The organism is Streptomyces sp. NPDC030820 (genome assembly GCF_055572075.1).
The window spans coordinates 207,536-229,913 of sequence record NZ_JBVIEB010000015.1; the positions used below are offsets into that span (position 1 = coordinate 207,536).

Genomic DNA, 22,378 nt, shown 5'->3' on the forward strand with positions numbered 1-22,378 from the left:
TTTCGGATGGACTGCAGGGGGTGTGCTCAGGCGGCGGAGGCCCGGCGGGTGTCGATCGCCGCGGCCAGGTCGTCGACCATGTGGGCCGTGGTCGACCAGTCCACGCACGCGTCGGTGACGCTCTGGCCGTACACGAGGCGGTCGGTGCGGCCGAGTTGGAGGTCCTGGCGGCCCGCGGTGAGGAAGCTCTCGATCATGACGCCGGCGATCCCCTGCTCACCCGCGGCGATGCGGCGGGCGATGTCGGCGATGACGAGCGGCTGCCGCTCGTGGTCCTTGTTGCTGTTGCCGTGGCTGGCGTCGACGATCAGCCGCTGCGGCAGACCGGCGGCGGCCAGTTCCTCCAGCGCGGCGGCGACCTGCGCGGGACCGTAGTTGGGGCCGTCGGCACCACCGCGCAGCACCACATGGCCGTCGGGGTTGCCCTGGGTCGCGACGACGGCCGCCCGGCCGTCACCGTCGATGCCCGGGTAGACATGGGCGCGGGAGGCGGCGACGACGGCGTCCACGGCGTCCCGGACCCCGCCGTCGGTCGTGTTCTTGAACCCGACCGGCATGCCGAGGCCGCTGCAGAACTGGCGGTGCACCTGGCTCTGCACCGTGCGCGCCCCGATGGCCCCCCAGGCGACCGCGTCGGCCAGGTAGGGCGGGACCAGCGGGTCCAGGAACTCGCAGGCCACGGGCAGTCCCATGCCGGCGATCTGGGCCATCAGGCCGCGGGCGAGGCCGAGCCCGCCGGGCAGGTCGTGCGAACCGTCCAGGCCGGGGTCGCTGAGCAGCCCCTTCCAGCCGACCCGGGTACGCGGCTTCTCCACGTACACCCGCATGACGACGATCAGCTGGTCCCGGCTCTCCGCGGCGAGCGCGGACAGCCGCTCGGCGTATCCGAGGGCGGCGTCCGGGTCGTGCACGGAACACGGGCCGGTGATGACGACCATGCGGTCGTCGTGGCCCGCGAGCACCCGGCCGATGTCGCGGCGGGCCAGCGCGGTGGTCTTCTTCGCGAGGGCGGACAGGGGGATCTGCTGACGCAGCGCGTCCGGGCTGGGCAGCACCCGCGGGGGCGCCGGCGCCGGGACGGCGGGGGCGTTCGGGGCGATGCTCGCGGTACGAAAGGGAGTCATGGACGTGATCCGTTTCCTTGGGCGAAGGGTGCGGACGGGGCGGTGCAGGCCGTGTGGGGCGGCGGCGCCGGTCTGGTGCTGCGGGGGGGCCGGGTCGCTCAGACGCCGTCGGCCGTGAGGACCGCGGCGGAGAAGGTGAAGCCCATGCCGGTGCCGATCACGAGGATGCGGTCGCCGGGGGTCAGCAGGTCGTTCCTGAGCAGGTGATCGAGGCCGTACATCTGGTCGCAGGGGCCGAGGTGGCCGATGGTCAGGCCGAGTTCGTGCACGGTGTTGCGCGGGGTGATGCCGAGCGGCCGTATGAAGCTCTCGCGGTACAGGGTCCGGCCGACGAACGGGGTCAGGAACCAGTCGATCTCGTCGGCCGTGATGCCGGCCTCGCCCAGGGCGCGTCCGACCACCTGCCGGGTGCAGTCGGCGACGCGGGTGTGCACGTCCCTGAGCGTGACCTCGCCGGACGCCAGGAACTCACGCGTCCTGCGCCGCATGTCGGGCTGCCCCTCGGGCACCGTGCGGAACGGCTCGGCGCCCCGGGACAGTCCCTCCAGGACGGTGTCGGTCCGGCTCACCAGTGAGCGCAGCCGCAGCCGCCCGGTGTCACGGGTGACGACCCCGGCGGCGGCGCCGTCGCCGAAGATCATGCCGGGGGAGGTGTAGAAGCGGTCGGTGGGCGGCGCGAACCGGTCGGCCAGGGTGATCAGCACCGACGGCACGTCCGGGCGGGCGATCAGCGTGGAGGCGGCGACGTCGAGCGCGGCCAGGGAGCCGTTGGACCAGGCGTTGACCGTCGTCGGAGTGGAGTCGACGTGCTGCCCCAGCAGCTCCCGGGCGATCCAGCAGGCGGCGGGCCACAGGTCGATGCCCTGGAAGTGGCCGTGACTGTGGAGCAGCAGGGTGTCGGTGTCGACACGCGCTCCCTTCTCCGCCGCTTCCTTGACGGCCTGCCGGCCCGCGGTCACCGCCATCTCGGGCGGCGCCTGTGTGGCCCGCGCGTAACTGACCATGCCGGTGCTCTCGGCGGCCTCGGCCGAGTACCGGCCGTCGGCGACCGCCGCGGCCACCGGCTCGAACGCGCCGAGGGTTCCTCCGGTGCCGGCGATCCAGATGTTGTCGAAGCGCATCGGACGGTTCCTTCCAGGGTGGGGCGGCGGGATAAGAGGTGCTGGGGCGGCGGGACAAGGGGGTGCTGGGGCTGCGGGAACAGAGATGCTGGGGCGGGGGGAAGAGGTCGAGCGGTACGAAGGCCCGGCACGATCGGCCGGCCCGCTACCATCAAAAACGTTATGCCGGTATCGAGGCCGAGACAACGGCCCCTCGATAAGGGCCCGTTACCTCACCGAGCAGCTCCGCGATCAGCTCCCTGAGCAGTTCGGGACCGTGCCGCGTCAGCGCCGACGCGGGGTGGAACTGGACGGAGGCGAAGCCGGGCCCGCGCAGCGCGTGCACCTCGCCGTCCGCCTCGCGGAACACCCGCACCAGACCGTCCCGTTCGGGGCACTCGACGAGGTCCTGGGCGCTGTGCGCGGCGAAGGTGTTGTAGAAGCCCACGGGCTCACGGCGCCCGAAGCAGTCGATCGTGCGCTGCACCCCCTGGCTGGGCACGCTGCGGCGCACCAGCGGAAGCCCGAGCAGCGTGCTGAGCACCTGGTGCCCGAGGCAGACGGAGAAGAACGGGATGCCGTCCCGCAGCAGCCGCGAGGTCACCCCGCGCAGCCGGGCGATCTTCGGGTCGGCCGTCTCCCGGGGGTCACCCGGACCGGGCCCGACGATCACCAGGTCGTAGTCGTCGAGCGGGAGTTCGTCGTCGTGCCGGCGTACGTCGACGTACGGCCCGTGCGCCTGGAGCAGATGGCGAGCCATGTGGGTGAAGGTGTCCTCGGCGTCGATCACCAGGATCCGGCGCCCGGACAGCGCGGCCGACGGCCGGGCCCGCTCGCGCGGGTCCTCGAACCAGAAGCCGGCCAGCGGCCGGTTGCGCTCGGCCAGCGCCGCCCGCACCGCCGGATGCGCGGCCAGCGGCTCCGGCCGTCCGGCGGCGGACCCCGGCCGCGCGCCGGCCGGTGCCCGCAGCGCCTCGATCAGCCCGGCCGCCTTGGCCCGGGTCTCCGCGGCCTCCGCCACCGGGTCGGAGTCGCGGACCAGGGTGGCGCCCACCGGGATCCGAACCCGGCCCGCCGCGTCGATCTCCGCCGTACGTATGAGGATGGCCGAGTCCATCCGCCGGGCCCCCGAGCCGTCCCGGCCGATCAGAGCCGCGACCCCCGCGTAGTGCCCGCGCCCCTCCGGTTCGTGACGGCTGATCACCTCGCAGGCGCTCTCGAGCGGGCCGCCGGTGACGGTCGGCGCGAGCAGCGTCTCACGCAGGATCTCCCGTACGTCCAGGGAGCTGTGGCCCTCGATGAGGTACTCGGTGTGGGCGAGCCGGTCCATCTCCTTCAGGAACGGCCCGGTGACCCTTCCGCCGAGGTCGCAGACCCGGCCCATCATCTTCAGTTCCTCGTCGAGGACCATGTACAGCTCGCCCGCCTCCTTGGGGTCGGCGAGGAAGGCCAGCACCTCCTTGGGGACGGGCCCGCCCGGCGGATAGCGGTACGTGCCGCTGATCGGGTTCATGACGACCCGGCCGGCGTCCAGGCTGACATGGCGCTCCGGCGAGGCGCCGACGAAGGTGCGCTCCCCGGTGTGCACGACGAACGACCAGTGGCTGCCCGGGGCGCGGCCGGCCAGCCGGCGGAAGAACGACAGCGCGGTCCGCGCCGACCAGCCCTCGATCCGCGCCGTGAAGGACCGCCGGAGCACGAAGTTGGCGCCCGCGCCCCGCCCGATCTCCTCGGCGAGCACCCGGCGCACCCGGGCGGCGTACTCCTCGTCGTCGGCGTCGAAGCGGCCCTCGTCCATCGTGATCGGCACGTCCGGCAGCTGTTCGAGGACGTCCCCCAGCGGCAGCACCGCCTGGTCGTCCACGGCCAGGGCGATCAGCGGCGCCCCGTCGTCGACACAGGCGAAGCCACGCTCGCGGATCTGCCGGTACGGCAACAGCGCGAGCACCTCGTGCCGCTCTCCGGCCGGCTCGTCCGCACGGGGTTCCGCGAGGGGGACGTCCGAGATCAGCTCGTGTACGGCGACCCGCCCGGTCAGTACGTCGATCCGGTCGGGCCCCGTCGCGCCGGGCCGGTGCAGCAGCGCGAACGGGGGCGGGTCGGCGCCGAGGACGCGCTCGAGGATCGGGTGCGCGGTCATGACCGTCCCCCCGCCATCGCGGCCCCCGCCGTCTCGGCCGTCGTGCCCATCGCGTCCAGCACGGCCCGCGTCGGCAGGGTGACCGAGCAGCGGCCCGCGACGTACTCCAGCGTCTCCCGATGCCGCCGGGCGGAGAAGTCGGCGATCGCGTCGCTCACCACGAAGGTCTGGATGTCCTGCGAGAAGCCCTCGTGCGCGGTCATGAGGATGCCGACATGGGCGTACACCCCGCAGATCACCAGCTGGTCGCGGCCGGTGCGGCGCAGCATGCCCAGCAGATCGGTACGGCAGAACGCGCTCGGCCGCCACTTGGTGAACACCACGTCACCGGGGCCCGGGGCAATCCGTTCCGGGATGGCGCGGTGCTCGTCGTCCGCGCTCATCCCGGCGCCCCAGAAGTCCTTGAGCAGCCCGCGCTGCTCGTCGTTCATGCCGCCCGGCTGGGCGGTGTACACCACGGGCGCGCCGGCCGCCGCGAACGCCCCGCGCAGGGCCTCGGTGTGGTCGAGCAGATCGGTCAGCGGCTGCCGGCCGGTGTCCGCACCGCCGTACCCGAAGGGGCTGAGGAAGTAGTTCTGCAGATCGTGGACGAGCAGCACCGCACGGGCGGGATCGACCGTCCACGAGGCTGTGTTGCGCGGAAGTTCGTCCTCCGTCGGCATCGGATAGGGGTCGATGAGAGGGATCGCCATGGTGGCTCCAGGGTCTGAGCGGGTCGGGGGAAGCAGGGGCCGGCCGGACGGGCCCGGTGTGGTCAGGCTCCGAGCGCGGCGCCGCCGTCCACCACGAGGGAGTGCAGGGTGATGTGCGCGGCCTGCTCGGAGAGGAGGAAGAGCACCGCGTGCGCGACGTCCTCGGGCCGGGCGAGCCGGCCCAGCGGGATGCCCACCCGGTAGGTGTCCGGTGAGCCCTCGACGGACGGCCGGGCGAAGTCGCCGTCGGCGTACATCGAGGTGAGCATCGGGGTCTCGGTGGAGCCGGGCGCGACGACGTTGCAGCGGATGCCGTACCGCGCGACTTCCAGGCCGAGGGTCCGGGTGAAGCTGGTCGCCGCCGCCTTCGACGCCGCGTAGGCCGCCATGGTCCAGCGCGGTACGCCCGCCGAGTTGGAGGCGACGGTCACCACCGCGCCCGAGCGGCGCGGCACCATCCGTCCGACGACCGCCCGGCTGACGTGGAAGACGCCGGTGGCGTTGACCGCGAAGGTGAACTCCCAGTCCTCGTCGCTGTATCCGGTGACCTCCCCGGTGCGCAGCACCCCGGCCGCGTTCACCAGGTGGTCCAGCGGCCCGAGTTCGGCCTCGGCGCGCTCCACCGCGGCGTCCACCTCGGCGCTGGAGCGCACGTCGGCGGCCAGCGCCAGCACGCTCGCCCCGTCGGCCTCCAGCTCCTTCACCAGCGGCTCCAGGGCGGCCCCGTCGGCGTCGAGCAGGGCGACCCGGGCACCGGCGGCGGCAAGCTCGCGGGCCACGGAGGCACCGATGCCGCCGGCGGCGCCGGTGACGAGGGCCGTACTGCCGTACAGGGCGGCCTGCACCTTGGACTCGCTCATCCCGTCTGCCTCCATCCCGTGTGATGTGCGGCCGCCGCCCGGCGGCGCCGTTCGAGCGTCTCGGTCCGGCGGCGCAGCACCGCCGCGACCGTGTCGGCGTCCACGCCCAGGCAGCGCACCGTGAAGGAGGACAGGGCCTCCAGGTACTCCGCCTCCAGGGCGTCCTCGTCGAGCTCCGTGGAGCGGCCGTCCTCGATCAGGACCCGGCCGGCGACGACGACGGTCTCCACGTCCATGGAGCCGCCGAGCGACAGGAACCCCTCCAAAGGGCGCGGATTGAGCAGATAGCGCCAGTCGCCGGCGGGCACGAGCAGCAGGTCCGCCTGCTTGCCCGGCTCCAGGCTGCCGATCCGCTCGCCCTGGTCCAGGCCCCGGGCGGGCAGCCGGGTGGCCATCGCGAGGGCGTCGGTGGGCAGCACCTCGGTCGGGTCGGCGTACATCTCGTTGTAGAGCTGCCACACCGCCCGCATCGCCTCCGGCATCCCGCCGAGCGGTACGGCGGCCCCGTCGGTCGACACCGACACGTCCAGCCCGGCCCGCCGGAACTCCGGGATCACCCGGGTCTCGGAGACGGTGGACTCGCCGGCCTGCCCGTACTTCGCGGGCGAGTGGCTGATGTGCGCGCCCGCGTCGATGAGCAGCGCCCGCTCCCCCGGGTCGGCGAAGCCGCAGTGCACCGCCATGAACCGGTTCGACAGCAGCCCGGCGTCGGCGAACCGCCGTACCGGAGTGGCACCGTAGTAGGCCAGCATCACGTCGGCCTCGTTGCGCAGCGCGCCCACGTGGGTGGCGAACGGGACGTCGTAGCGGGCGATCAGGTCGGCGAACCCGGCGGCGAGTTCGTCGCTCATGTTGGTGCCGTAGACGGCGGTGGGCCAGGCCCGGACGAGACCGTCGCGGTCGGCAGCACACTCGTCGAGCAGTTCCTCGATGCGCTGGAGCTCGAGGTCGGTGTCGCGGGTGCGCCGGAAGCGGCTGTCGCCGGGGGCGCAGACCGCGTCGGCGGCCCAGGTGCTCACCGTGACCCGCATCCCCAGACCCCGGGCGGCCCGGGCCAGCGCCTGCGGCTGGTTGAGGGAGCCGACGTCGCCCAGCGTGGTCACACCGGAGCGCAGCTGGGTCCACATCGAGTAGCGGGCGATGGCGAGGGCCTCGTCGGGGGTGAGCCGGTCGACATGGTCGTGGAAGGCGTCGAAGACGACGGAGATCTGCGGCACGTCGCCGCCCAGCGCCATGAACACCGGTTTGTCGTCGCGGTCCGAGGCGGAACGCAGCGCGCCCTTGAAGGGGAAGCGCATCGCGAACATCTCGTGCCAGTGGGCGTTGACGAAGCCGGGCAGGATCATCCGGTCGTGGGCGTCGATGACGCGCAGCCCGCCGGCTCGGTGCTCCGGCCGGATCGCCGCCTCGACCTCGGCGCTCGGACCGGCGGCGACGATCAGGCCGTCCGCCGCGAGCACGGCGCCGTCGGGCACGACCCGGTCGGTGGCGTCCGCGAGGTAGAGCACCCCGCCACGGATCAGCAGGGCGGCCATCACGCCGCTCCCGTCTCACGCACGGCCCACGCCTCGCCGAGGTGCCGGTGCCAGGCGTCGAGGGTCGGGGCGCCGGTGAGCGCGGCGAAGTCGACGGGGATGCCCTGCCGACGCCACCGGGTCACCAGCAGCATGGCCTCCAGCGACCCGAGCCCGAGGTGCACCAGATGGGCGTCACCGTCGATCTCTTCGGGCGGGACACCGATGGCCTGGCCGACGTCACGCCGCAGCTCGTCGAGGGAGAGCGGGGTGGTGCGGCGGGCGGCGCGGGGCCGTACGGAGGAAGTGGGGGAGGAAGAGGCAGCAGGGACAGGAGTTGGGGTGGTGGGTACGGTCATGGTGTTCACCTCGTGGGTGTCGATGCGGGCGGTGATGGCGGCGCCGGGGCGGGCCTGTCGCCTCGTCGGTGTCGAAGGGGCGTCACCTCGTCGGTGCCGGAACAGGGGCGGGCGCGACGGCCGCAGCAGCCGGGGTGCGCCGGGCCTGCCCCCAGTCGCGGGAGTACTCCGGGTCGGCGGCGGCCGCCGACAGGACCTTCTTGTCGATCTTCCCGAGCGGTGTGAGCGGCAGGTCCGCCACATACTCGGCGCGGTCCGGCAGCTTGAAGTCGGCCAGCCCCCGCTCCTGCAGCGCGGCCTTGAGCGCGCTGAGCGGCGGCGCCTCCTCCTCGGCCCGGCTGACGAGGAACGCGTAGATCCGCTCCCCGAGGAACTCGTCGGGCACCGGTACGACGGCCGCCGCGGCGACACCCGCAACGGTGACGAGGTGTGCCTCCACCTCCCCGGCGGCGATCTTGTCCCCGCCCCGGATGACGACGTCCTTGATCCGCCCTTCGACCACGAGCCGCCCCTCGGGGGTGATGCCGGCCAGGTCGCCGGTGCGGTAGAACCCGTCTTCCGTGAAGGCCCGCGCGTTGTGCTCGGGAGCCCGGTAGTAGCCGCGCAGGGTGTACGGCCCGCGGGTCAGCAGCTCCCCGGCCTCACCGACCGGAACCGGTGCACCGGTCGACGGGTCGACGATCAGCACCTCGTCGGCCTCCGACACCGGCCGCCCCTGTGTGTGCAGCACGGCGTGCGGATCGTCGTCCGGCCGGGTCATGGTGAGCAGCCCCTCGGCCATGCCGAACACCTGCTGCAGCCGGCATCCGAGTTCCGGCGCGATCCGCGCGGCCAGCTCCGGTTCGAGCCGGGCCCCGCCGATCTGCAGGACCTCGAGGCTGGACAAGTCCGCGTCGGACCACTGCCGCTCCTCCAACCAGAGCCGGGCCACGGTCGGCACCACCGAGGTCAGGGTGACGCGCTCGGCCTCGATCAGCCGGAAGCAGTCGTCGGCGGTGGGATCGGGCGCGAGCACGACGGTCCCACCGGACGACAGTGTGCCGACGACTCCGGGACAGCCCCAGGCGAAGTTGAACTCCACCGGCAGCGCGGCGAGATAGACCGACCCGGGTCCGAGTCCCGACTGCCCGGCCACCGTGCGGGTCTGGTACGCGTAGTCGTCGTGGGTCCGCGGAATGAGCTTCGGCAACGCGGTCGTACCCCCCGACAGCAGGAAGAAGGCCACGTCGGACGGGTCGTTGGCGGGCAACGGCAGCGGCTCGGCGTCGACCTTCTCCAGGGGTACGACCAGGCCGTCGCCGTCCGCGGCGCCCGTGCCGCCGGTACCGTCCATGACGAACACCCGGCGCAGCGCGGGGAGTTCGGCTGCGAGCTGACGCCCGAGGGCGGTGTGGTCGAAGCCGCGGAAGAGGCCGGGCACCACATACCCGGACGCCCCCGACAGCTCGCACAGGTGCCGCACCTCCTGAGCGCGGTGCGAGGTGAGCGAGAACACCGGCTTGGCGCCGGCCCGGAACAGGGCGAAGGCCGTCTCCACGAACTGTGCGACGTTGGGCAGCTGGAGCACGATCCGGTCGCCCGGCCGCACTCCCTCACGGACGAACCCGGCGGCCCTGCGGTCGACCCGGTCGGCCAGTTCTTCGTAGCTGATGCGCTCCGGGCCGGCGACGAGGGCCGTGGCGGCGCCGTACGCGTCGGCCCATGCGCGGGGCAGCGAGCCGAGGTCGATGCCGCGCCACAGCCCGGCGCGGCGGTAGCGCTCGGCGGTCTCGGCGGGCCAGGGTGTGCAGCCGTCGAGCATCATCGGTCGTCCTCCTTGACCATGTCGTTCGTCCGGTCGATCGTTGGGCCGACCGTGTGGCCGTCCGTTTGGCCGTCCGTTTGGTCGTCCGCGTACTCACCGGTGATCTCCACGACCGCGCAGGCGACCTCCATGCCGGGCCCGGCCGCGAGGAGCAGCACGTGGTCGCCCGGCGTGACCTCGCCGCGGGTCCACAGGTGCTCCAGGGCGATGAAGGGGTCGGCGGCGCCGACGTGGCCGATGTCCCGGCTGAACTCCCAGGTGCCGTGGGAGGGTCCGATGTCCAGGGGTGCGAGGTAGATGCTGTGCAGCGCTCCCTTGGCGTACCCGGTGTGGCAGACGCGGGCCACCTTCTCCAGGCTGGTGCCGGCCTCGTCGAGGACGCGGTCGACGGTGTCGGCGACCACCTCGCCGAAGTGCACGCTCGGCGCGGCCGTCCCCTGTTCCCACTGCCGGCGCAGATGGGCGTTGCGCTCCTCGAAGTTGAGCGAGCGGCCGACGGTGATGCCGGGCGGAAAGAGCTGCTCGCCGGCGCGGTGCAGCTCCTCCAGCGCGGGCGCGGATGCCGAGCCGATGGACACCAGCCGGGCGAACCCACCGCGCCGGGAGACGACGGCGGCCGCACCGCCGTCCGCGAGGAGGAACAGCTTGGAGGAGTTCCAGCGGTCCACGACGGGGGCGGAGAAGTTGTCGCCGGAGGTGACGAGGACGGCATCCCGGGAGGGATCGGCGGCCAGCCGGTGTGCCGCCAACTCCAGTGCGGCGAGCATGCCGAGACAGCCGGGCCCGATCTGGGCGGCGCCGATCGGACGGTCGAGGGTGTGCCGCAGCACGTAGTGCGGCGCGGACCAGCCGTCGGGCCCCTGGTGGTAGGTGGCGCAGTGCAGCAGCGCCCCGAAGTCGTCCGGGGTGAGCCCGGTGGCGGCGCTGCGGCGCAGGGCGGTGCGCGCGGCGCGTACGGCCATGTCGGGGGCGGGCAGCTCACCGGCGACCCGAACGGCCCGCATGCCGGAGGTGTCCCGGTCGGCGGCGTCGTACCAGCCGTGGGCCACAGCCTCCTCGGTAGTGACGGCGTCCGGAAGCCAGCTGCCGACACCCGCCAGCCATATGTCCATGCCGGCGACTTTCATCGCTGGTCCCCGTCACGGGGGTCGTCCGTCGCCGGGACCAGGAACCGGGCGACGCTGTCGAGCTTCTCGCACGTCTCCTCGAACTCCCGCTCGGGCGTGGAGTGTCCGACGATGCCGGCCCCGGCGCGCAGCCAGGTGCGTTCGCCCTGGCGGTAGGCGCTGCGCAGCACGAGGGCCGCGTCCATGGCGCCGGAGTGGTCGACGGTGAGGACGGCGCCGCTGTACAGCCCGCGCGCCTCGGTCTCGTACCGCCGGATGGAGTCGTAGGCGGCGGCCTTGGGCACACCGGAGGCGGTGACGGCGGGGAAGACGGCGCCGAAGGCGTCCCACGCGTTCCGCCCCGGGGCGAGCCGCCCGGCAACGCGGGAGGCGAGGTGCTGCACACTTCCCCGCTCCCTCACGGCCATGAACTCGGGGACCTCCACGGACCCCTCGACGCACACGTCGACCAGTTCGTCCGCGCCGACCTTGACCGAGATGGCGTGCTCGTAGACCTCCTTCGGGGAGCCGAAGAGGTCGGCGCGCAGGCTCTCGTTGACCAGGACGTCCTCGGTGAGGGCACGGGTGCCGGCCAGCGGCTGGCTCACGACCCGCCCGTCCTCGGAGACCTGGACGACGATCTCGGGGCTGAAGCCGATGGCCTCGGTGCCGCCGAGGTCGAGCATGAAGGAGCGGGCGGGGTTGTTGCCACGCCGCCCGGCGACGTACGTGGCGGTCAGATCGGTCCGCCCCGGCACCTCGACGACCCGGGACAGGATCACCTTGTGCAGCTCACCGGCGTTGATGTCGTCGACGGCGTGCTGGACGGCGGCCCGGTAGTGGGTGCCGTCGGTGGCGTGGACATCGAGGGCCCGAGGCCGCCCACCACCAGCAGGCTTCTGGCTGATGACGGTGTTGACGAGAGCGTCGAGCGTGGCCTGATCGGCGGCGCGCAGGAGGGCGTGACCCTCGCCGAAGCGGACCTCGGCGCGCGGCACGATGAGCTGCATCAGCCGCTGGTCGCCGAGGTGCCGGCGGTCGCCGCCCTTGGCGTACGACAGCTCGAAGGCGGCCCAGCCGTAGGCGCGCCAGTGGGGCACTTCGACCTGGGCGAGCAGCTCGGAGACGAGCTGCAGCGGCTGGTCGCTCCAGGGCAGCTCGGCGTCGGGCACCCCGTCCTGGCGCAGCCGCGCACCGTCCCGGTCGAGGGTCAGCTCGGCGCGCACACCGCCCGCGTAGGCCCAGCTCCCCCCGTTCTCGTAGACGACGTACGACTCGTGCAGCCCGGAGTCGGCGAGCCGCGCCGCCATGAGCAAGGGGTCTTCGCTGAGCGGCAGTTGGGTCTCGTAGTAGTGACGCGAGGCAAGGGCGATCATCTGCGTGGTCCTCCCGTGAGGCTGTTACCTTCCATGAGGTTACGGAGGTAACAGTCCCGGGTCGCCGCCCAGCCGATCAGGCTTCCTTCTCGAACTGCCAAACCGAACTACGAAGGAGACGAGGGATGTAGGACAGAAACAGACCTACAAGAGGGTTACTTTCGTAGAGCCCAACGCCCCCCACACATGAGGAACAAGAAATGCTGCGAGGTCTCACGACGGTCCGCTTCCACACCGCCGACCTGGAGTCCGCCAAGTCCTGGTACACCGAACTCCTCGGCATCGAGCCCTACTTCGAGCGCCCCGGCTACGTGGAGTTCCGCATCGGCGACTACGAGCACGAGCTGGGCCTGCTGGACAGCAAGTACACGGGAGCCCTGGGCGCACACGGCGAGGGGAGCGCCGTGGGCGGCCCGGTGATCTACTGGCACGTGGATGACGTCCGGGCCGCCGTGGACCGCCTGTTGTCCCTGGGCGCAACACTCCACGAGCCGATCCGCGAGTTCGGCGAGGGCTTCATCGGCGCCTCGGTCGTGGACCCCTTCGGCAACACCCTCGGCGTCATGCAGAACCGCCACTACCTGGACATCCTCTCCACCCGCTGACCTGCCCGCCCCCCTGATCCGCGATGCGTGGACCCATGGCAGCCCAATGACCTGACCAGGTAAAACAGCAAATCCGCCGATGTGGATCAGGCCCGGCGCCGGTGGGCCCTGTGTTTGATGGCGCCGTGCGCACGACCACAGGCAACGGCAACAACGGCAGGGTTCCGGGTGCGGTGGCCCCTTCCTGTCAGGTCCGCTACTTCCGCTACCTTCGCTACCGGCCTCGGCAGCGGAAGTACCGTACTTTCCGCCGGGGGCGGGCGGTAGCGCTGCAACGCGTCGTGCAGAACGGTCGCGCCCTTGAAGACGCAGTCGCGCAGGTCCGTGAGCAGACGGATTCCGATGCTGCCCTTGTCGCTGGTCTTGTCGCTGGTCTTGGCCGCGTTCACCAGCTCGATGCAGGCAGCGCGAGCTCCGGGAACACCCCGTCGATCCGGTCGCGGACGGACTCTCATCCGCTACCGCAGGCTCATGGCGTAAGGCGGCTCTTCGCCATCACGGCCAACCCTGTGCACGCCCATTCGGTTCTGGGCGGGTGAATGGTCACGAGCATCACCACAGCCACCATGACAACCACAAGCGACGCAGCGAGTATCAGCCGGAGCGTTCGCGTGAACATCGGCCTGCTAGCAGCCTGTGGCAATGGGCTCAGTGGTCGTCGGTCTCGGGCCAGTACCAGGACTCGTCGTCCTCCAGCGCGAGGTCGCTCGGGATACCGTGCTCAAGCTTCCCTTCGAGCCACATGCCCAGCCATTCACGGAGCGTCAGGTCGCACTTGTGCCGCTCTCCCTGGTCCCACCACCACATCTGCCCTTCCGGGCTTCGGCAGTCGAGCATGGACCACATGGCACAGCCGTGGTCGCAGAACAACAACACCCCGTGAGGCGGGGCAGGTGGCGCTTCCGGATCCGGATCGGGCTCGTCGTACTGGAGATACATCTCCAGCATGCTTGGCCCGTCGCTCGTGTATCCGTCACGGAGGCCTTCGATGCCGCCGAAGGGACCGAAACCGCCGTTGGCCACCTCCGTGTAGAGGCGGCGGAGCAGAGGCGGGAGTGGGTAACCGATGATGCGCTCTGCCTCCGCCAGCGCCTCCGCGGACGCGGGTGCCGACGTGAGCGGAATGTCGTGCAGGTCCGTTGGGCGCCCTGCCTGAACGCGGGCCTTGACGGCGGCCAGCACCTCGTCATCGGTCACGCTGATGATGATCGCAGATGCGGAGCGTCGGTGTTCCCCCGGAGGCGTCGACGGCCACGCCGTAGACCCGGCTCCCGTCCGGGGCCCCGGCGACAGCCTTGCCGTACATCGCCATGGCGAACTGCCCGTCAAGCGCCAGATCCGAGACGCGGTACCGATCGGCGGTCGCGCCCTGAACTGACGGGACCGCCAGATGCAGCCCGTCCGCCGTGACCGCGAAGTCGCTCAGGACGGGGACGGGCAGCGCCTTCGCGGCGCCTGCCGGGTCAGCGCACCGACCTCGGCCCGGTACGTGACGACGGCTGAGGTGTCACCCGTCTGCACGGCGGCCGCGAGTACGCCGGAGGGCGTCGGGTCGTCGCCGGCATGGGCGCCGCCGCACAACCGCCAGTCCGCCAGCGTCTGAATCACCAACGGGCGAGAAGCGGGATGGAGGCCGAAGGGACGGCGCCCCCTTCGTCGCACGCCACGGCCCCGCCCCTCAAGGTCATGCCCCGGAAGCTGGAAGTGTCCGCAATGCGCCACAACCGTTCGAGGGAACCGTGGCCAACCACGGATCGACAGGGCGGCCACAAGCACATGCCCCCCGTGATCGCCCTCGCCCGCCGCCGCGTCGGCGTTCTCTGGTTGGGCAACACGGCGGCGGTACAGTCCGTGCATGAAGCCAGCTGACGCTAACGCCGCGCGGCGACCAGGCAAGTTCACCAGCCGCCTGCGCCATCTCGCTCGGCGGCCCTTGCTGCTCGCCTGGTTTGTGGCTCTGGCGGCCCTCTCGATCGTGCTTCAGTCCGAGATCCCTCAGCCGTGGACCGGCCTGATCTACCTAGTGGTCATGCCTGCCGCTGTGCTCCCGGCCACGCGCAGCTTCGAACGCGCTCGCCCGGACCGAGAAGATCCCTCCAACACCTGACGCCGACCTCGTCGCCCCCGAACTGCCCCGCTTACCGGAACTCGCCCCCGTCTGGGAGCAGGTCGGGCCGGAACGCCATCACCCCGCCGAGGCCGGCTCGACGTCCCCGGCATGGAGGTGGCCATCCTCCAGCTGTGGGCGCTCATGCTCTACCCGCACCTGGTCTTCAGCGCCTGCGGCACGACCATCGACGGCGACATGTTCCTCGGCCACTGCACGCCACGCCCCACCGAGCCGTGGTCGACAGCGCAGCCGGAGTAACGGAGGAGCGGGGCACTGCGCTGCAGGTAATGGAGTGTGCTTCCGATCCCGGTGGGCGAGACGGCCAACGAGGCGGTTTTTAACAATCGTTACGTTTGTTGGGCTATAAAGTCGCGGTAAACACCTGTGGTTGAGGGAGGGCACGGGGGTAGCGTTCCGGCGCTCGGCAGTAGGAGATCAAGTGCGGCCGTAGGGGCGGCTGCCACTTACGCCGAAGAAGCCGGAGACAGTCCATGCGTGTGTATTCCGCACGGCGCAGATCGCGCCGCGGGACGGAGGGTGGTGGGCGGTCGGCTTTCGCCGTCGTCGCCGCCGCGCTTCTGATAGCGGGGACGGGACCCGTCGCCGCTTACGGAGTGGACAGCGACTCGGGATCCAGCCGCCATGACGTGGCGGGCGAGGAGTCCCATGAACTGATGGAGTCCCTCGACTCGTTCAACGAGCCGCGGCTCTCGCCCAGCGCACAGATCGCGCCGGGCGCGTACGCCGGCGCCTGGGCGCACATCAAGAACATGCCGGTCGCGTCCGGCAGTTGGAGCGAGGTCACCACCTCGCCGTACAACGAGGACGCACTGCACTACCGCGACCGGTCCGCCTCCAACTCCGGGGGCGGCGCGGGGCATTCGGCCGGTCGTATCGCCGCCCTGGCCACCGATCCCACGCATCAGGGGGTCGTGTACGCGGGCGCCGCGGGCGGGGGTGTGTTCCGGTCCACCGACAACGGCAAGACCTGGACGCCGATCGCCGACCGGCTGCCCGCCCTGTCCGTGGGGGCCCTCGCGGTCGCGCCCGACGGCTCGCTGTGGCTGGCCACCGGTGAGGCGACCACCGCCTCCGACAACTACCTGGGCAGCGGCGTCTACCGGCTCGCCGACCCGGTCACCGGCAGCTTCGGCGAGAGCGACAAGGTGGGCGGCACCGAGCTGGACAGCAGCTCCATCCACACCCTCACCTTCGACAAGGCCGCCGGGTACGTCTTCGCCGCCTCCTCGCACGGCGTCTTCCGGCGCCCGCTGTCGGCCGGGCAGAACGCCGCCTGGTCCAGGGTTCTGGCCCCGTGCGCGGGCATCGGCATCAGCGGCGTGGGCTGCGGGGTGGACAGCCACTACGCGGACATCGCCAACGACATCGCCGTACAGCCCGGCACCGACGGCAGGAAGCTGCTGGCGAACGTGGCCTGGCGCAGCGGCGCCGACTACAACGGCTTCTACTACTCCGACGACGCCGGCACCACCTGGAAGCGGTCCAACCCGACGGGCGCGATCAACCCCGCCGAGATCGGCAACGCCGCCTTCGCCTACGCGGCCGACGGCAGCAAGCTGTACGTCTCGATGGAGTCCCCGAAACTCCTCAACAAGGCGTCCGGCTCCGGCGTGTACTCGGTGCTCGCCGGCGTGTACGTCAGCCGGAGCGGCGACGCCAGCGGCTCGTTCCAGCAGATCGCGACCTCCTCGTCGCTGTCGGCGAGCGGCTCGGCGATGAAGATCAACGCGATCGGCTCCGGCTACCAGCCCGGCTCCCAGGCCTGGTACGACCAGGTCATCGCGGTCGACCCGAACGACCCGAACCACGTCTACCTGGGCCTTGAGGAGATGTTCGAGTCCCGGGACGGCGGCGCCACCTGGAAGGCGATCGGCCGGTACTGGAACTTCGGCATGAAGTGCTTCTCGTACGACCCGGCCGCGAACTCCTGCGACGGCGACGTGATGCACTCCGACCAGCACGCGCTCGCCTTCTCGCAGTGGAAGGGCAGCACGCCGGAGGTGTTCGTCGGCAACGACGGCGGTGCCTACGCCCGCCCGACCGCGCAGACCACCGCCGGCTGGCGCAACCTCAACGAGTCCGGCACCCTGCGCAACCTGCAGTACTACTCGGTACGCGCGGGGAAGATGACCGACGGCAGCGGCGACGCCGTCTGGGGCGGCCTGCAGGACAACGGCGTCTCGCTGCTCGCGCCCCAGGGCGCCACCTACCAGGGGCAGCAGCTCAACCCGGACGGCGAGATGGTCTCCCCGTTCGGCGGTGACGGCGGCGACCAGCTGGTCAACCCGGACAACGGCTGCCAGACGGTCGGCGAGTACGTCGACCTCGCGCTGCAGATCACGAACAACTGCGGCTACACCGCGAGCGACGACGGCTCCGAGGACGTCATCACCGACATCGCACCCGGCGACCCGGGCGCCCGCTTCATCGCCCCGTTCAGCGCGGACGAGACCGACCCGAACGGCCTGTGGGTCGCGGGCGGCCAGTACGTCTGGGGCAACACCAGGACCTGGAACAGCACCTCCGGCGCCGACTGGACCAAGCTGTACGACCTGGGCGCCGGCCACTCCGCCTCGGCGGTCGCCAGCCGCAACCATGTGACGTGGGCGGCCTGGTGCGGACCCTGCTCCAAGGTCGACGGCACCTTCGGGCGGGGCATCGCCACCAACTACGGCGGCACCTGGCACCAGGTGAGCCTGCCCGCCGCCTTCCCCAACCGGTACGTCTCCGGTCTGGCCATCGACCCGTCCGACGCGTCCGGCAAGACGGTCTACGCGGTGATCAACGGCTTCTCGCGGCACTGGAACGAGGGCCCCGGCGCCGGCTACGGCCACGTCTGGAAGACCACCGACGGCGGCACGACCTGGACGGACGTCAGCGGTGACCCCGCGGCCTCGGACTCCTTCCCGGACGCCCCGGCCAACTCGGCGCTGATCACCCGGAACGGCACCCTCGTGGTCGCCACCGACCTGGGCGTGTTCACCAGCACCTCGGCGGGCCACTGGGCGCGTCTGGGCACGAACCTGCCCACCTCGCCGGCGGTCTACCTCTCGTCGAGCCCGGACGGCAGCCAGGTGTACGTGGCCACGCACGGCCGCGGCATCTGGAAGACCCGGACGCCGTAACACCGGCGACAGCACAGGGGGCCCCGGACCGGTCGGTCCGGGGCCCCCTTCCGTGTGCGAGCCGATCCGGGTACGAGCCGACGCCTCACGACACCCTTGGCCGGACGGCGTACGGCGGCCGGCCCGGTCAGGCGCTCAGCACCCCGGTGGCCAGCAGGCCCAGCAGCCCCAGGCCGATGACGATGCGGTAGACCACGAAGGCGTTGAAGGTGTGCTTGGCGACGAACTTCAGCAGCCAGGCGATGGAGGCGTAGGCGACCACGAAGGAGACGGCGGTGCCCACGGCGAGCGGGACGACGCCGACTCCGGCGCCCACGGCGTCCTTCAGCTCGTACAGGCCCGCGCCGGTCAGGGCCGGGATGCCGAGGAAGAACGACAGCCGGGTGGCGGCGACGCGGTCGAGGTCCAGGACGAGCGCGGTGGACATGGTGGCGCCGGAGCGGGAGAAACCGGGGAAGAGCAGGGCGAGGATCTGGGAGCAGCCGACCCACATCGCGTCCCTGAAGGTCGTGTCGTCCTCGCCGCGCTTGTGCCGCCCCATCTGGTCGGCCGCCCACATCACGGCCGAGCCGACGATCAGCGAGCCGGCCACCACCCACAGCGAGCCCAGCGGGCCCTCGACCAGCTTCTTGGCGGCCAGGCCGACCACGACGATCGGGATGGTGGCGTAGATGACCCACCAGGCGAACTTGTAGTCGTGGTGGTAACGCTCCTCACGGTTGCGCAGGCCGCGCCCCCAGGCGGAGACGATCCGCACGATGTCCTTGAAGAAGTAGAACAGCACGGCGGCGATGGCGCCGACCTGGATGACGGCGGTGAAGCCGACGACCGAGGTGTCCTCGACCGGGATGCCCATCAGCCCCTCGGCGATCTTCAGATGGCCGGTCGAGGAGACGGGCAGGAACTCGGTCACCCCCTCGACGATGCCGAGAACAACAGCCTGACCGAGGCTTATGGCGCTCATCGGGGTCCTTTCGTGGCACACTCGGACGTCAGCAGCATTTACACGGCCGTAGAAGTTCTACACGACTGTAGAAGATCAGCGGGAGAACGACAAACCCATGGGCGCCCACACACAGGGACGCGGCCCCAAGCGGGCCAACGGAGTACGCGAGGCCGAACTCCTCGGCCTGCTGCAGCGGGCCGAGGGCGCGCTGACCCCCGGGGAGGTCGCCGAGCGGCTCGGGGGCGAGCTGACGTACAGCAGCGTGGTCACGATCCTCACCCGCATGTACACCAAGGGCCTGCTCGGCCGCACCCCCCGCGGCCGGGCCTACGCCTACGCCCCCGTCACCGACGACGCCGGCCTCGCCGCCCGCCGGATGCGCACCGTCCTGGAGGAGCGGCCCGACCGCGAGGCCGTCCTCGCCCGGTTCGCCGACGAACTGTCCGACACGGACGCCGAGTTGCTGCGTCAGCTGCTCGGCCCCGACCAGCACCCCGGCCAGTAGGACCAGCACGAACCGGTAACCGACCGGAACCGGTAGACCGGCAGGAACCAGTAGACCGGCAGGAACCGGTAGACCGGTAGGAACAGGAAGGGGCCGCTCGGAATGCATGTCGCCGTCTATCTGCCGCTGCTGCTCTCGCTCATCGCCCCGCTCGGCGCCCGCCCGCTGGCCGAACGCTGCGAACCCCGCCTCGCCACCTGGCTGCTCACCGCCTCGTCCCTCGTCCTGGGCGCGGCGAGCACGATATCCCTGGGCCTGCTGGCCGTGGCCGGCCTGATCCGTGTCCCGCAACTCGCCGCCCTGGGCCACTGGTCGGCCGGCACCGCACAGCACGACGCCCCCGCCGCGCTGTCCGTGTCGCTGATCGCCGGCCTGCTGCTCGGTGGCGCCGTGCTGATGGCGGCACGGATGCTGTGGCGCCGGGCCCGTTCACTGGCCGCCGCCGCGTGGGACGCCGCCTGCATGCCCGCCCGGGACGGTCTGGTCGTCGTCCCCGACGACGCTCCCGACGCCTTCGCCATCCCCGGACTGCCCGGGCGGATCGTCGTCTCCACCGGCATGCTGCACAGCCTGGAGGAGTCCGAGCACGACATCCTGCTCGCCCACGAGCGCGCCCATCTGACCGCCCACCACTACGCCTTCGTCGCCCTCGCCCAGCTCGGCGCCGCCGCCAACCCGTTCCTGCGTCCCCTCGCCACCGCGGTCACCTACACGATCGAGCGCTGGGCCGACGAGAACGCGGCCGCCTCGACCGGTGACCGCAGGCGGGTCGCCCGCACCGTCGGCAAGGCGGCCCTCGCCGCGCACCGCGCTCCCGCGCTCGCCCGGATCGCCGGTGCGGCCCTCGGCTTCCTCGGCCGCCGAAGCCCCCTTGCCAAGGCCGGCCCGGTCCCCCGCCGCGTCGCCGCGCTGCTGGCTCCGCCGCTGGGCCGCCACCCGGCTCTCACGGCGGCGACGGCAGCGGTCCTGACCGCGGCGACGCTGGCCACGGCGGAGGCGGCCCATGACTTCCACCTGCTGCTGCGGACGGTTGGCGTGTCCTGACCGCGCCGTCGGGGTCCGGCCGCCTGCGGCACGGCACCGTCGGGGGGGCGGGCCGTTCCCGGCTGCTGGTGCGTTGGGGCTGGTCGCGCCCACGAGGCGGAGCCGCACATCGATACAGCGCCGCGTCCCTTCGGGGCGCTCACTGGTCAGAAGGGCCACCAAAACGGCCACCCAGGCGCCGGCAGGCCACCCCGGGCACGTGGACCCGGCCACTGAACGCCGCAGAGCCCTCCTCTCCCCCGTTCGGCCCGCTTTTCCGCGTGCCCGCTCGTACGCACCCGTAAGGTGGAGCCGTGATCCTCGCGCAGCCCGCCGCCGACACGGCCAGGGCCCGCATCCGCCAGGCGGTGCGGGCCCCCGTTCTGGTCGCCGTGCTGCTCGGGCTGTTCCTCATGCACGGCGGCCCGGCCGCGGCCGCGGGCGGCTGCCACGGAGCCATGCAGGCCACCGACACCGCCGTCATGGGACCGGCACCCGCCCCGATGGCTGCGCACACGGACCCGATGCGCTCGGCGCCCTCGACGCCGGCCGCGCACCCCGCCGACCACGCCGAGGCAGCGCATCCCGCCGGCCGCCCCGCGACCACAGCCGCCAAAGCCGCACCCCACGTGGACGAGGCCATGCGGGGTGCGTTGTGTCTGGCCACGACGCCCCGGTCCGGGATCCCGGCGCCTCCGCTCGCGGCGGCCGCCCTCGTGTTCCCGGCCGCCGTCCTGCTGCCGTGGGCCCGGCCGGGTTCCGACGGCAACCGTCGCCGGGGGCCACCGGCCGGCGGGCGCCGACTCCTGCTCCAGGTGTGCATCGCGCGGACGTGACGAGACCTCCGGGATCCGGCTCGTCGCCGCGGTCCCGCACGGCTCTCCCACGTTAGGCAGCGCCGCCTCACGGCGCCCACCTGGAAAGACACACTCATGACCCAGCGTTTCCGCACATCCCGCCGCGCCCTCGCCGCGGCCGCCGCCACCGCGGCACTCACCCTGACCCTCGCCGCCTGCGGCTCGAACTCCACCTCCGGCTCCGGCCACGGCTCCGGCATGGCCGGCATGGACCACAGCGCCACGCCGTCCCCGTCCGCGTCGGACGACGGCATGGCATCGATGCCCGGCATGGAGCCCGTGTCCGCGGGCAACGGCCTGGCCTCCGCGAAGGACGGCTACAAGATGACCGCCACGGCCGCCACCGTCCCGGCCGGCAAGGCGAGCGCGTACCGCTTCACCGTCACCGGCCCCGACGGCAAGCCGGTCACCGGCTTCGCCGTCGACCAGACCAAGCGGATGCACTTCTACGCCATCCGCTCCGACCTCACCGGCTTCCAGCACCTGCACCCCACCATGGCCGGCGACGGCACCTGGACCGCGCCGCTGGCCACGCTGCAGCCGGGTACCTGGCGGATGTACGCCTCCTTCGTCCCGGACAGCGGTGCCGGCAAGGGCAAGGACTTCGTCCTCAGCCGCACCGTGAAGGTGTCCGGCATGGCGATGCTCGACCCCCTGCCGAAGGCGTCCGGCACCGCCACCGTCGACGGTTACACCGTGACGGTGAAGGGCGATCCGATGGCGGGCATGGCACACCAGCTGACCGCCACCGTCACCAAGGACGGCAAGCCGGTCACCGACCTCCAGCCCTACCTCGACACCTACGCCCACCTGACCGCGTTCCACCAGGGCGACCTCGCCTTCGCCCACCTCCACCCGGAGACCCGGGTCGACGGCGACCACGGCGGGCCGACGCTGCCCTTCCACGCCGAGTTCGCGCAGTCCGGAAACTGGCGGCTGTTCCTCCAGTTCCAGACCGGCGGCAGGCTGCACACCGCGTCCCTCACCCTGCACGTCGCCTGAACCGACGGTGGGGGGGGGGGGGGGGGGGGGGGGGGGGGGGGGAGAGGGGGGGGGGGGGGGGGGGTTGGTCTCCGTTCTCCTGGTCCTCGTCTTTCGTGGTTTTGTTCTT

Annotated in this window: 21 protein-coding genes and 1 pseudogene; 8 read left to right on the top strand and 14 right to left on the bottom strand. The window is 72.0% G+C overall.

Annotated features, from left to right (window positions below; genetic code table 11):
• Positions 1–26 precede the first annotated feature (26 nt).
• From ACZ418_RS34625 to ACZ418_RS34670, 10 genes are all read right to left on the bottom strand, one after another.
• Positions 27–1,124: a 3-deoxy-7-phosphoheptulonate synthase gene (locus tag ACZ418_RS34625; protein WP_468371033.1), complete on the bottom strand. Its 1,098-nt coding sequence runs from the start codon at positions 1,122–1,124 to the stop codon at positions 27–29.
• A 98-nt stretch (positions 1,125–1,222) separates the two neighbouring features.
• Positions 1,223–2,245 (bottom strand): ketoacyl-ACP synthase III family protein, encoded by a 1,023-nt coding sequence (locus ACZ418_RS34630; RefSeq protein WP_468371034.1) that lies wholly within the window; start codon positions 2,243–2,245, stop codon positions 1,223–1,225.
• A gap of 160 nt (positions 2,246–2,405) precedes the next feature.
• Positions 2,406–4,364, bottom strand: a complete 1,959-nt coding sequence (locus tag ACZ418_RS34635) for an anthranilate synthase family protein (RefSeq protein WP_468371035.1) — start codon at positions 4,362–4,364, stop codon at positions 2,406–2,408.
• Positions 4,361–5,056: an isochorismatase family protein gene (locus tag ACZ418_RS34640; protein WP_468371037.1), complete on the bottom strand. Its 696-nt coding sequence runs from the start codon at positions 5,054–5,056 to the stop codon at positions 4,361–4,363. The genes ACZ418_RS34635 and ACZ418_RS34640 overlap by 4 nt, the downstream gene beginning before the upstream one ends.
• Before the next feature lie 62 nt (positions 5,057–5,118).
• Complete coding sequence (locus tag ACZ418_RS34645; RefSeq protein WP_468371038.1) at positions 5,119–5,916, bottom strand: 2,3-dihydro-2,3-dihydroxybenzoate dehydrogenase; 798 nt, start codon at positions 5,914–5,916, stop codon at positions 5,119–5,121.
• On the bottom strand, positions 5,913–7,451 hold the full coding sequence (locus ACZ418_RS34650) for an amidohydrolase family protein (protein ID WP_468371039.1): 1,539 nt from the start codon (positions 7,449–7,451) through the stop codon (positions 5,913–5,915). The genes ACZ418_RS34645 and ACZ418_RS34650 overlap by 4 nt, the downstream gene beginning before the upstream one ends.
• On the bottom strand, positions 7,451–7,789 hold the full coding sequence (locus ACZ418_RS34655) for a phosphopantetheine-binding protein (RefSeq protein ID WP_468371040.1): 339 nt from the start codon (positions 7,787–7,789) through the stop codon (positions 7,451–7,453). Before ACZ418_RS34655 ends, ACZ418_RS34650 begins: the two co-directional genes overlap by 1 nt.
• An 82-nt stretch (positions 7,790–7,871) precedes the next feature.
• On the bottom strand, positions 7,872–9,593 hold the full coding sequence (locus ACZ418_RS34660) for a (2,3-dihydroxybenzoyl)adenylate synthase (protein WP_468371042.1): 1,722 nt from the start codon (positions 9,591–9,593) through the stop codon (positions 7,872–7,874).
• A complete protein-coding gene (locus tag ACZ418_RS34665) occupies positions 9,590–10,705 on the bottom strand; it encodes a ketoacyl-ACP synthase III family protein (RefSeq protein WP_468371043.1) in 1,116 nt (371 codons plus the stop codon). The genes ACZ418_RS34660 and ACZ418_RS34665 overlap by 4 nt, the downstream gene beginning before the upstream one ends.
• Before the next feature lie 11 nt (positions 10,706–10,716).
• The gene (locus tag ACZ418_RS34670; RefSeq protein WP_468371045.1) at positions 10,717–12,075 is read right to left on the bottom strand and encodes a salicylate synthase; all 1,359 of its coding nucleotides are present in this window, start codon (positions 12,073–12,075) and stop codon (positions 10,717–10,719) included.
• Between the two features lie 200 nt (positions 12,076–12,275).
• Here ACZ418_RS34670 and ACZ418_RS34675 point away from each other — a divergent pair, with 200 nt between their 5' ends.
• A complete protein-coding gene (locus ACZ418_RS34675; RefSeq protein ID WP_468371047.1) occupies positions 12,276–12,680 on the top strand; it encodes a VOC family protein in 405 nt (134 codons plus the stop codon).
• A gap of 86 nt (positions 12,681–12,766) precedes the next feature.
• Here ACZ418_RS34675 and ACZ418_RS34680 read toward each other — a convergent pair.
• The 3 genes and pseudogenes from ACZ418_RS34680 to ACZ418_RS34690 form a co-directional block, all read right to left on the bottom strand.
• Positions 12,767–13,093 (bottom strand): annotated as a pseudogene (locus ACZ418_RS34680) (hypothetical protein); the annotation flags it as partial.
• A gap of 235 nt (positions 13,094–13,328) precedes the next feature.
• Entirely contained in the window at positions 13,329–13,877 is a 549-nt protein-coding gene (locus ACZ418_RS34685; protein ID WP_468371048.1) for an SMI1/KNR4 family protein, read from the bottom strand.
• Between the two features lie 225 nt (positions 13,878–14,102).
• Complete coding sequence (locus ACZ418_RS34690; protein ID WP_468371049.1) at positions 14,103–14,291, bottom strand: hypothetical protein; 189 nt, start codon at positions 14,289–14,291, stop codon at positions 14,103–14,105.
• A gap of 244 nt (positions 14,292–14,535) precedes the next feature.
• On the opposite strand from ACZ418_RS34690, the gene ACZ418_RS34695 reads away from it, so the two are divergent.
• The 3 genes from ACZ418_RS34695 to ACZ418_RS34705 all read left to right on the top strand — a co-directional run bounded on the left by ACZ418_RS34695 (position 14,536) and on the right by ACZ418_RS34705 (position 17,936).
• Positions 14,536–14,787, top strand: a complete 252-nt coding sequence (locus tag ACZ418_RS34695; RefSeq protein WP_468371051.1) for a hypothetical protein — start codon at positions 14,536–14,538, stop codon at positions 14,785–14,787.
• Positions 14,788–14,898: 111 nt separating this feature from the next.
• Positions 14,899–15,048 carry a hypothetical protein gene (locus ACZ418_RS34700; RefSeq protein ID WP_468371052.1) on the top strand — a complete coding sequence of 50 codons (150 nt, stop codon included), beginning with the start codon at positions 14,899–14,901 and terminating at the stop codon, positions 15,046–15,048.
• Positions 15,049–15,404: 356 nt separating this feature from the next.
• Complete coding sequence (locus ACZ418_RS34705; protein WP_468371053.1) at positions 15,405–17,936, top strand: WD40/YVTN/BNR-like repeat-containing protein; 2,532 nt, start codon at positions 15,405–15,407, stop codon at positions 17,934–17,936.
• Between the two features lie 127 nt (positions 17,937–18,063).
• Here the strand turns inward: ACZ418_RS34705 and ACZ418_RS34710 are convergent, their stop codons facing one another.
• Positions 18,064–18,900: an undecaprenyl-diphosphate phosphatase gene (locus tag ACZ418_RS34710; RefSeq protein ID WP_468371054.1), complete on the bottom strand. Its 837-nt coding sequence runs from the start codon at positions 18,898–18,900 to the stop codon at positions 18,064–18,066.
• Positions 18,901–18,997: 97 nt separating this feature from the next.
• Between ACZ418_RS34710 and ACZ418_RS34715 the strand changes: the two genes are divergently transcribed.
• The 4 genes from ACZ418_RS34715 (at position 18,998) to ACZ418_RS34730 (ending at position 22,269) form a co-directional block, all read left to right on the top strand.
• On the top strand, positions 18,998–19,387 hold the full coding sequence (locus ACZ418_RS34715) for a BlaI/MecI/CopY family transcriptional regulator (RefSeq protein ID WP_468371056.1): 390 nt from the start codon (positions 18,998–19,000) through the stop codon (positions 19,385–19,387).
• 102 nt (positions 19,388–19,489) lie between these two features.
• Positions 19,490–20,431, top strand: a complete 942-nt coding sequence (locus ACZ418_RS34720) for a M56 family metallopeptidase (protein WP_468371057.1) — start codon at positions 19,490–19,492, stop codon at positions 20,429–20,431.
• 293 nt (positions 20,432–20,724) lie between these two features.
• Positions 20,725–21,246 (top strand): hypothetical protein, encoded by a 522-nt coding sequence (locus tag ACZ418_RS34725; RefSeq protein WP_468371058.1) that lies wholly within the window; start codon positions 20,725–20,727, stop codon positions 21,244–21,246.
• A gap of 96 nt (positions 21,247–21,342) precedes the next feature.
• Positions 21,343–22,269 (top strand): hypothetical protein, encoded by a 927-nt coding sequence (locus ACZ418_RS34730; protein WP_468371060.1) that lies wholly within the window; start codon positions 21,343–21,345, stop codon positions 22,267–22,269.
• The last annotated feature ends 109 nt before the right edge of the window (positions 22,270–22,378 follow it).